12 protein-coding genes are annotated in these 10,454 nt (G+C 33.4%); 1 reads left to right on the plus strand and 11 read right to left on the minus strand.

What is annotated here, in order from left to right; all coding sequences use genetic code 11:
* The 5 genes from ACEWK1_RS26135 to ACEWK1_RS26155 form a co-directional block, all read right to left on the minus strand.
* Positions 1–664: reverse transcriptase domain-containing protein (locus tag ACEWK1_RS26135; protein ID WP_416636794.1), on the minus strand; the 664-nt coding region annotated here is incomplete at its 3' end.
* 598 nt (positions 665–1,262) lie between these two features.
* Positions 1,263–1,766, minus strand: a complete 504-nt coding sequence (locus tag ACEWK1_RS26140; protein WP_212137879.1) for a JAB domain-containing protein — start codon at positions 1,764–1,766, stop codon at positions 1,263–1,265.
* 147 nt (positions 1,767–1,913) lie between these two features.
* A complete protein-coding gene (locus ACEWK1_RS26145; RefSeq protein WP_212137877.1) occupies positions 1,914–3,155 on the minus strand; it encodes a DUF3854 domain-containing protein in 1,242 nt (413 codons plus the stop codon).
* Positions 3,156–3,520: 365 nt separating this feature from the next.
* Positions 3,521–4,066, minus strand: a complete 546-nt coding sequence (locus ACEWK1_RS26150) for a hypothetical protein (protein ID WP_212137875.1) — start codon at positions 4,064–4,066, stop codon at positions 3,521–3,523.
* A 41-nt stretch (positions 4,067–4,107) separates the two neighbouring features.
* Positions 4,108–4,788: a hypothetical protein gene (locus ACEWK1_RS26155; protein WP_212137874.1), complete on the minus strand. Its 681-nt coding sequence runs from the start codon at positions 4,786–4,788 to the stop codon at positions 4,108–4,110.
* A 153-nt stretch (positions 4,789–4,941) separates the two neighbouring features.
* Here ACEWK1_RS26155 and ACEWK1_RS26160 point away from each other — a divergent pair, with 153 nt between their 5' ends.
* Complete coding sequence (locus ACEWK1_RS26160; protein WP_212137872.1) at positions 4,942–5,295, plus strand: DUF3221 domain-containing protein; 354 nt, start codon at positions 4,942–4,944, stop codon at positions 5,293–5,295.
* 390 nt (positions 5,296–5,685) lie between these two features.
* On the opposite strand, the gene ACEWK1_RS26165 is transcribed toward ACEWK1_RS26160, so the two are convergent.
* The 6 genes from ACEWK1_RS26165 to ACEWK1_RS26190 all read right to left on the minus strand — a co-directional run.
* Complete coding sequence (locus ACEWK1_RS26165; protein WP_212137870.1) at positions 5,686–5,880, minus strand: hypothetical protein; 195 nt, start codon at positions 5,878–5,880, stop codon at positions 5,686–5,688.
* Positions 5,881–5,954: 74 nt separating this feature from the next.
* Entirely contained in the window at positions 5,955–6,086 is a 132-nt protein-coding gene (locus ACEWK1_RS26170; protein WP_269217445.1) for a hypothetical protein, read from the minus strand.
* Positions 6,087–6,207: 121 nt separating this feature from the next.
* Positions 6,208–6,471 (minus strand): hypothetical protein, encoded by a 264-nt coding sequence (locus ACEWK1_RS26175; protein ID WP_212137868.1) that lies wholly within the window; start codon positions 6,469–6,471, stop codon positions 6,208–6,210.
* Positions 6,452–7,636 carry a hypothetical protein gene (locus ACEWK1_RS26180; RefSeq protein ID WP_212137866.1) on the minus strand — a complete coding sequence of 395 codons (1,185 nt, stop codon included), beginning with the start codon at positions 7,634–7,636 and terminating at the stop codon, positions 6,452–6,454. The genes ACEWK1_RS26175 and ACEWK1_RS26180 overlap by 20 nt, the downstream gene beginning before the upstream one ends.
* Positions 7,637–7,922: 286 nt before the next feature.
* On the minus strand, positions 7,923–8,525 hold the full coding sequence (locus ACEWK1_RS26185) for a hypothetical protein (RefSeq protein ID WP_212137864.1): 603 nt from the start codon (positions 8,523–8,525) through the stop codon (positions 7,923–7,925).
* Between the two features lie 541 nt (positions 8,526–9,066).
* On the minus strand, positions 9,067–10,454 hold a 1,388-nt coding region (locus ACEWK1_RS26190; RefSeq protein ID WP_416636795.1), incomplete at its 5' end, for a type I restriction endonuclease subunit R, EcoR124 family.

A 10,454-nucleotide genomic window follows, 5' to 3' on the forward strand; every position in this document is an offset into this window, starting at 1 on the left:
TATTCGATAATAACGGACTAATTATGCCACCCTGAGGGGTTCCACTGTAAGTTTTGTGAAAAGTCCATTCTTCTACATAACCTGCTCTAAGGAATTTCCAAATTAAATTAATTAATTTCTCGTCCCTGATACGTTTTCGTAAAAGCCCAATTAATACATGATGGTCGATATTGTCAAAGAAACCTTTTATATCACCCTCAATAAACCATCTCGTACCTGTAAACGTGTTACGTATTTCTTTTAAAGCCGTGTGACAGCTACGATTTGGTCGAAAACCATGCGAATGATTTGAGAATTGTGGCTCATAAATACTTTCTAAAATGCTCCGAACAACTTCTTGCACTAATTTATCCTCAAAAGTCGGGATACCCAAAGGTCGTGGCTTTCCATTTTTCTTAGGGATATATGTTCTGCGCGCTGGTTTTGGTTGATAAGACTGCTCTTTTAATTTTTCAATCAAACGCTCGATTCTTTCTAAGCTTATTCCATCAATAGTGTCATTATTGACACCTTTTGTATTGCTTCCTTTATTCGAATAGAGTTTGGCATAGGCTGCTAGATAAAACTCGGTATTATACAAATTTCGATACAACCGTTCAAATACGTACGTTTTATTTTGAGCTTTGGAAGTTAGACTGTTTAACACTACTTTTGGATTTCTCATAGAGCCTCACGCTCCTTCCCAATTTGGTATTAAACTAGATAAACTGCTCCCCTTCGCCATGTAATAGGCTTTCCCTATCTCGGACTACTACGAGAGCTCCGTTGCCATATCAGATATTCAGCATCATCTTTCTTGCCTTTCAGCTTGAAATTTTTCATCCAATTGGACATTATGCATAGCTGTATTTACAGCGTTCTGACTTAGGCAATCCCCATTTAGACATATAGAAACATAGCATTTCATAGTTTCGGATATGATTTTCACTCGTTTCTTCCATATAGAAGATGGACAAAGCAGTATCACTTCATATTTCTCGAAGTTTTTAAGAAACATGCATACTTCGCACAGCGTAAATCGTTACCTCCCGCTGAAGGTCCCCGTAGTCCTCCTTGAGCTATCATTCAAGCAATTCAGCTTTCATCCTTATCTATGAATTTCATCTCGCCATTCAGTCGTGCCTTGGTAACTAGACAACTTATGGCTTTTCCAACATGCTACACTCCCCGCTTGGTTTCCCTTACGGATAAGTTGGCTGATGATAGGGTAAAGAATGTGATATTTCCCTACTGCTTTGCTAATGCAGATTTTCTAAATGCCCTTATGGGCGCACGATCTCGCGAGGGTGCACTATGCTTGCGTTTAAAGAGCCCTTAAAGATAGTTTTCTTAAGAAGAACTTCATTCTTTGTATTTAAAAACAAAGCAACAAAGTGCTCTTGGTTATAATCCTTTAGATACTCTAAGAAGTCAGCAGCATCTTTGGGTGACCTAATCACATAGCGACTCTCTGCTTTTTCGTTATAAACTCTCCTACCTAACTCTAGAGAAGCAATAAACATTTCCGCTTTGCGTTTAGTGAATCCCTCAATCGTCATAACTCTTTCAACAGTTAATCCCTTTAATCCATACTCTCGCTTCATATCAAGGATTTGATTAACCATTTGCTGCAATGAAGTCTTTTTTGTTCCTGTCCCTAGCATTAAATAAAGTAATTCACTTAAATTTAGGTTGGAAACATCTCCCTCCACTTCATATAACCTTTCCGCAGACTCTTTTACTAACGACCTGTCTGTACGTTCACTCACTAAAGATAATTGATTCATTTTTTCTTCCTCCTAAAATGTGTAATGTTTAATCTTAAATAATTCATGAGTTTTTCTAATCATGGATTACATAAAATCACCTCCTTAAAAGTAAAAAAAAGAAGCCACTGAATAGTAACTTCTTTTCTGTAATATTATTAAACTTAACTATATAGAGACGATTTGTGGCTTATAACCGTTATTTACAAGGTCATCGATTCCTTTACCTTTTTCAACTGGCCATAATGCAATCCCTAACTCTATTCCATGTGGTTTGAGTTCTTTTTTCGCACCTTCTATTGAGTTTAATACATTAGTTTGAACAGTATCCTCTTTTGTTTGAGCATCTGCATCAAAACTAAATATCACACGCTTTGGTCGTAATGAAATAGTAGGTTCTAAAAGGAGTCTCCAATTATTCACTCCAGGTACTTGTAAATGTATCTGTTTTGTATAATTCGAAGCTATATCTCCTTTTAATCCACCTTCTCCCCACCATACAGTATCAGTATCCATATGGTCATAGAGCTCTCCTTTATACAGGATCCAATTCAAGAGAACTTGAGCGGGAACAGCTGCATGATAAGGTAGCACTGGATTTCCTATTTCAGCTCCTTGTATTGTTCCTTTTTCAGGATTAATAGGTGAAGAGAACCAACCGTACTTTTGACCATTAGCAGGCTTTTCATCAAACATGATTTGAAATCCTTGAATTTCGTTATTGATGCTACGAAATGGAATTAACAAACCAGCTCTACCAACAGACGTCCAATAAGGTCCATACTTCCCTTCTTTAACTGCAAATCCCGGAACTCCATCTAGCTTAACTCCTTTAGAAGCAAGCTGTTTAGTAATACCATATCTTTCATTCATATCATCTGAATAAGAACGATACATTCTAATTTTCGCTACTTGTGGACCGATTTTTCTCACTTCTTTCAAGTGAAAAAGATGTGGCTTTTTGAGATCAAATTGCTTGATCCATTTAGAGTAGACTTCATGTAAATACCCAGGAGATGCTTTAGGTGATTCTTTTTGAATCTCAATCCTAGGTTTATAAACAACATCATCAAATGTACGACTGCCGCCATCTTGATATTCAATAGGAATACCGCATAGCTCACAAATTTCTTCAACCGCTTGTACAAAATCCTTACCTTTTAAATAAGGGTCATCATATTTGCGGTAGCAATAAAAACTAATTGCATCCTTTCCACCAGCAGTTCCACCAAAGTCCTTCCAAACGTGTTTAGTAGGATTAATGGAAAGGGACGGAGTATTTTCACCACCATTACGATAAGTAAAAAAGCTTTGTCCCGAACGCTGTAGAGACTCCCCAAGTTGTTGAGCCAAAAAAAGTAAATCTATATTTCTAGCCTTTTCGATAGTTTCTTCTGTAATAAATGCCACTTCCGTTCCCCTCCATACGCTAATTTGATATAAAACACAAAAAAGCCCTATAGAGAGGAAAGACACACTTGTGGTGTGTTTATTCCACCCTATAGGGCTTATAACTTCACTAAAAGGCTCAATTGAGCAAGAAAAATAACTAATAACTAAATTATAATCTAGTATTATCACGAATACAATTATAATGTTGCGATATTTATTCTTCTATTTCGTTTGAGGGATTACTCCTAGATCTTAATAGTTTATATATGATTTCCTATTTAAACCTTTTATCCCAAGTGACTACATTTAATAAAGGTATTATTTCACAACAATTCCATCCATGTAAAAAGCATCTAGGATTTTACCAATTTTAGCAAAATACCTTAGAGTGTATCCACCTGTGATATATCTACCATTATGAATTCCCATAGCTTTTCCGTAATTATATACCGGGCCTCCGTATCACCACCTTGCGAGTAATAGTTTACTGAAACAACATCTCTTACGGTATCTAAATCCGCACTGGTTGCACCAATGCTACCACATACTGTTTTAGCAGTTGTTTTCCCAACCATACATGCAAAATCCCCAACATAGTACGATGTCTTCAATCCAGTGATTTCATAACTATTTGAGTATTCTCCAAAAATGTAATGTGTTTTCCTGTTTGGCGCTAACGTTATGGCAGCCGCGTCTAAAAAGCTACTGTTATAATGATTTGCTACAGATCCAAACTTTAATGTTCCATGTCGAAACTCTTGGTACAACCCTGTCGCACAGTGCCCTGCAGTAAGGGTATAATATAATGTACCTGCTGATGTATTTCTATACGCAGTAAAAGCAGAAGTACAACCGTCCCCCGTATCTATATTCCTGATTTCTAGACCACCTTGAATAACTTCATTACCACTATATCTATCTGCTTCCACTACTTGGCTAAAATTATCTGTTAAGTCTATAGGAATATTACCTAAAAATTTCTGAATAATAGAGGCAGTTTCATATTTAACTGTTCGACACTTATATCCAATCTATTTAATGGTATGTTTGGAATTACTGACGTAATTTCAACTCCATTTTTAGTTAATTTTTCTTTTACACTATGTAAAGTATCCTTTGCAGTCATCAGGTCTTCTTCTGAATAGTTAACATTAAAAAATTTAATATTTTCATACTTTAATAATTTTTTTGTGTTATTCAATTCAGTAGAACTCCCATTTTTCAAACCAATATATACTGCTCCATCTTCTTGATGATTTACGTATAATCCACCATAACGACTTTTTTGTTTGCTCTTGAATTCAGCTTCGACCTTTGGTAAAAGTTTATCTAATTTTTCTATACGTTTAATTAATTTATCATGCTCACTTTTTTCTAAAACAGTTCCAAAATCTTCAACATACAAATCCTTATTAATTTTATGCTCTCTTATTAATTTCTCTACTTTTTCCTTTGAAGAATCTAGCCCTGCTTCTTTTCTAAACTTTATCCCATAACTTACTTCATCAAAACTGACCTCCTCTTCTATAAGTGTTTCTGAAGTAGTTTTACTTGATTTCCCTTCAGCTAAGACAGTCGTATTTTGAATAAGTAAAATAGAAAAAAAACACACAGAAATGGTAGTTAGCTGATTTTTTAATAATTTCTTCAATTTAACACCCCTATTATTAGAATTTTACAATATTTGATTTACCATTATATTACATCAATTGCAATATTTATAATTTATATTAAATTATGTAATATAATCACAGTATTGAAGTATTATGAAACTAAGACACTCTTTCGGAAAGGTGGTTAAATATTGAAATTTATTAAATTGATTTTAATTTCTGTCATCTTAACTGTTTTAGTAGCATGTGGTAAATCTACTGCGAATAGCGATTCATATGATTTAAAAGGGTATATTTTAGAAGAGAATAAGATGGGGTTCATTATGGTATCTGACATAACTAAAACTGAATTTGATGAAATAAAAGATATCCCAAAAGTAGAATTATTCGAAGAAAAAAAATATTTATATCATAAAGTAATTTATGAAGGGGAAACAAAAGCAAAAAAGGGACAAGAAGTAAAAGTTTGGCTTGGCCCTCAAAAAGTCATTAAAGACTCAGATCCTCCACAAATTGAAGCTAAAAGTATCCAAATCCAGAACTAAATATTCTTTGTCCAAGAGTAAGACTCAGTACAGATTCACAGGTAGAACTTGAGCTTTTTATTATTAATTGCAAATCGATTTCAAATCCACCTAAGTTTGTCTGTTTTAAAACAGATATTAAAAGAATCAAACTCATATATCGAGAGTTTGGTTCTTTTCTATTGTTTTCGTTGACCTATATATAAAGCCCACCAGCTTCTTTGAAGCTGGTGGGCTTTTTTATTTATATTAATTAAACAATATAGCTTTCGTTATTCAAATAGATCTATCGCTATCTATTCCTAATTCCTTCTAACTTTTAATTGAAGGCAATATATTTTATGAATCTTAATAGCTACTAGAGTAGGATTTACATAATTATAAACTAAGACCTCACATTAATGATACCAATTAAATACTTTTCATCATCCCACAGTTTCTGCATTTTCTTATATATTCATATTTTTTGACTGAACTGTCGAATAACGCATGATTACAATGATCGCAACGACCACTGATTTTATCGGGATGTGTTCGGTAATCATAAACAATACTTAGATCATACTCTACTGCTTTTTGGTTACCTAATTCTTTTGTATCTTCCATGAAATATCTTCCCCATTCACACAACTTTTCTAAGTATACAGGGATTTATTTTAACATATATTATTAATCCATTTTCACCTTTTCTTAAGTAATGGTGCTAATTTATCTTTTCTTTTTTTTCTTCTTTCAGCTATCAGCTCGTCCTGATTCTTACTTTTTAAAGGTCTAGATTTTGAATTTATATTAATTACTTTCTTATCGCTCAAGATAACCTCTCCCTTTGTTCTTCTTTAGTAGCAAGTATGTCCAGGAGAATCTAGCATTTATACATATCTAGTTAATAAATACAAAAAAACCCCTTAATAGATCACAATTAAGGGGTTTTTATTATTCTTTTACAGCAGCTACTTCTGAAATAGCTTTATTTATATCTTCTCTATATAAATCAAATTCACTTTTTGGATCTTTAATTGTGATGCTTGCAGGAATATCTGCAGTACCATTCAGAATACTTCGAGCTCTTGAATCTGCTAGATTAATTCTTGCTCTTCTTGCTCTTCTACGTTCTGCAATTATTTCCGCTTGGGACCTTACTGGAACCACTTGAGAACGAGCACCTAATTTTTCCGTACTAGATTTTTGAAGTGACATTAGATCCAGCCCCTTTCTTCTCTTCTCTCTCAATTTTATCATATAGAATACGACTTAAACCAAGAAGAATCTTGTAAATAACTCTTTTATCTACTATATCATTTGAAACAGATAATAGAAAACCTCTTTCATTAACTGACTTGTTAATCTGTAAGGAAATTATCCAAATAGTATTATTTCTTTCTTTTCCCATTTTCATCTTGTATGAAACAACTTCATAACCATCTTCTGGTTGATTATGATACATGTCCGATGTATTACTGTTAAACACATCTATAATAGACTGTATTTTTGGGTGGTGCATTTCTCTCTCCAAATCAATATATTTTGGGAATTCTGCCGTTGTTCCTACATCAGCTATCTTTTTTAGCTTCATTCCTTCTTGGTATTTATAAAGTGTAAAGTCAGATATGATCGCTAAATCTGGATAATCAAAATCATCAGACGATATTCTTAGTAAAATCTTTTGAATATGATCTATTAAATGAACCAAATAACTAACCGTTGACTCATAGACTTCTATTTCTAAATCAAGCTCTTTAATTGTGTCACGGTACTCATCCATTGCTGACTGTTCTCTGTTTCGCAATTCTAGTATTTCATTTTTCAGATTTTCCTCTTGTTTATTATATTGTGTAGTAATAGCCTGAACAATCTTAGAATCTTCGTCTTGTCTTGTTAGAACACCAGTAACATAGGCTGCCAATCCGCTATATGAAAAGTGTTTATCATACACAGTATGATTTAACAATTTATATTCAATTGGTCTATATTTCTTATAAGCCTGTAAATTAAAATAAGGATGGTAGATATTAAGCATTTTATGCTTATAAAAAGGAATTAGGCAAAGAAAGATGGCCACAAAGACTAGAAGTGTTATTCCAGCTATCAACCCCCAATGCAATTCCGCAAACCATGTGATAACACTGGCAACAGCTCCACCTATTATTGGAAGTCCAGTTAAGTTTGCTATTTTTATCTTCCCCACCGTTGTAACTGGGTTATAAAATTTTTTAAAGTCCTTTAGGATTAATAGTACCAAATCTCCGAACCAATTAGATTTTATATCTTCTTTTGTTGATTCAGTACGGAATATATCTAGAACCTTGTCCATTTTAGGGGCAAGATTATGTAAAAACCCATGATAATTAAGTTTCTTCGACATATATCACCACACCTCAAATAAGTAATACCGAATTTTCCTTTATATCTAAATCACTCTATGTTCACAATAGAAAATACTCCTACTTGGTGTTCTGATATAACTTTGTCAGTTACAAAAATGTTAACTCTGCTCTTGCTCTTAAAAATTAAAGTTATTGAACCTTTTCTTTATCATAATGAGGTCTAGTTTTCTAATGATACTGACAATCTAATTAATAAAATAAAAAGGTACACACCTTCGCCTCGTTAAATAATGGCACATCTTTGAGAAATAAAGTGTAGTATTTTCAGTTAAGTTGCCTTTCATTTGAGATAAGCTTGTCTACTTCTTTGATTATTTCATCTATTATTGGCAAGGCCTCTTTAGTAGAGTCCTGAATATTCTTTTCAAACATTTTATTTAACCCCTCACCCATATGCTCTACATGCTTTTTACCTGTTAGTAATTTCATTAAACGAGAATTAGATAATGCCATTATGGGATTTCCAGTTGATAAATTACTTAAATAGCCACCCAATGAGGCTGACAGTATTCCTGTCGATGCTTTCACAGAGATATCGATATTTTGGTTTATTCTCTCCATTTCAAGTGCCAATTCAATAAGTCTACCATGTTGGTCTACATTGAAAGCTGGACTATTAAAGACTAGTTTAATCGTAACAAACTCCTTTGACCTATGGGTATTATTATGATATCGATAATCCTTAAATAATTCTGCTTCTTTCCTTAGTAGAGTTAATAATTTTATTCTCTGAACCTTCTGGTCATTAAGATATTCCCTTTCATTATGCTTTTTCGTGATGATAAATGCAAACCACACAGAAATAAATGGAATAATAACTGGTATTACAATAGTTGTAATTATAGTAGAAACAATACTCAATTTCATATAGTATAACCCCCTTAACAATAATACGATTTCTATGAATGAATAGTTTCATAGAAAAAGGTATGTGTTGTGATTACGAAAAAAAATTAATAATTCAGCATCTAATAATGTAAAACTAATAGAACGTTATATATACACTTAATATATCTAGGTTAATACCATAATAATTCTGATTTTTCATTAATGTTATTCGAGGGAAAACACAATTGAAGATGTTTATATAACACTTTCCTATCTACTATTTAATTCCGATGATCTGATAGACAGTATTAACTATCTTGGAAGCACTATGTATAAGTAAATAATCAAGATTTTACAAGTGAAGAACAAAATTTAGAGAGGTCTACTTGAATTCAGTTTTATTAGTATCAGAAACGAATAGAGATAAAGAAGTTAGCAAAAAGTATCGATCCAATCATCCTATATTTATAATAATCAAAACCCTAAATTCTGATGAGTAGGAAGAAAAAAGTTATAGGACAACTACAGTTTCGAAGTTGTCCTATAACTTTTAAAATTTTATATAAATATAAAAACTATTTTATCTCAACTCATCATTCAAAGGTACAATGAATTCATCTAATGTCTTTCTCCATTGACGCTTCATTTCTGGCCCATATTTCAAAGGTCTTGCATCTGGGTTTACAGCTTTGTACTTATCAAATTGCTTGCTGTCAATAATCCCCCCGATGTTCGGAATTGGTTCTGTTCCTATGACATATTGAATTGCAGATGAATGCAGCTCCCCTTCGTCTACAAACCAAGTGTTCGCAAATTCCTCAATTGCTTTATTATAGGCTTCAGTAAAGAAACGTCGTTTCACAATAAGAATATCTATCTCTGAACTTATCTCTTTGTTATCAATAGCGTTTAAAATCCCACGGTAAACAGCTTTAACAATTTCTGATTTCTTGAGTTTTTGAAGTGCTTTTTCAATCTCGTCACGGATATTCTGATTATTGGCTGAGTACGTTTCTAGTAGTCGGTCAATATAAGTTGAGTCAATATCATAGATCTTAATCGCATTTTCTCCATAGAATTCTATGTCGGATAAATCTGGTCCAGTTCCTTCAGGCGATTCTTCGACTAGCGATCCCTTAACCGTATTGTACACGCCGATATATTCTTCTAAGGTTTTCACCTGTTCCTGAAATGCTTTTGATTTCTCCATATCGTCGTTGTAATCATCATACGTAACTAAAGCTTCGTAAGCATTATTTAACTCTTGGAACGCTTTCACAAATTCAATCCGAGTCTCAAGAGGTGAGTGCTCGTTTATATCGGTTGGATTTGGAACTAACGTTTTTAATTCTTTGTGTCCCTTTTTGAAGCGTTTCTTTGAGTCATCATAAGTTGGATAAACAAGCTTGGACTCTTCTTGTTCATGAGAATATAACTTAGTCGCATCCTTTACATTTTGTTCCATTGTCGAAGGTTTTCGGAATGTCACAATCAATCCTTTTGTCTTTCCAGGATAGGTACGATTGGTTCGAGAAAAGGCTTGAATCAAATTGGCATAACTTAAATTTCGATCCACAAATAATGTTTGAATCGTTGGTGCATCAAATCCAGTTAATAAGCGATCTACAACAATGACAAGGTCAATTTGTTTCCCAATTTTTTTGAATTCTGCCTTTTTACGAGCTAAGCGATTATTGATATCGCCATTATATCGTTCAATATCTTCTATCGACCAGGCAGTGTGATAATAATCGTTATAGTCCTTGATAATTCCTTTCATTTCATCTTGTATTTGTTTAGAATTATCTTCATTTTCTTGTATCGAGTAAGTGATAGCAATTCGTGGAAAATCTGGATCTTCAATCGTACGCCCCGTTCGAATCGGATGTCCAGCAAATTCTTTCTTCAACCATTCCGGGTCTTTAGTCATTTCCTTTATTGCATGATAGTAGCGTTTCGCCATATCAA

The organism is Metabacillus sp. YM-086 (genome assembly GCF_048059995.1).
In the GTDB taxonomy this organism is placed as follows: domain Bacteria; phylum Bacillota; class Bacilli; order Bacillales; family Bacillaceae; genus Metabacillus; species Metabacillus litoralis_B.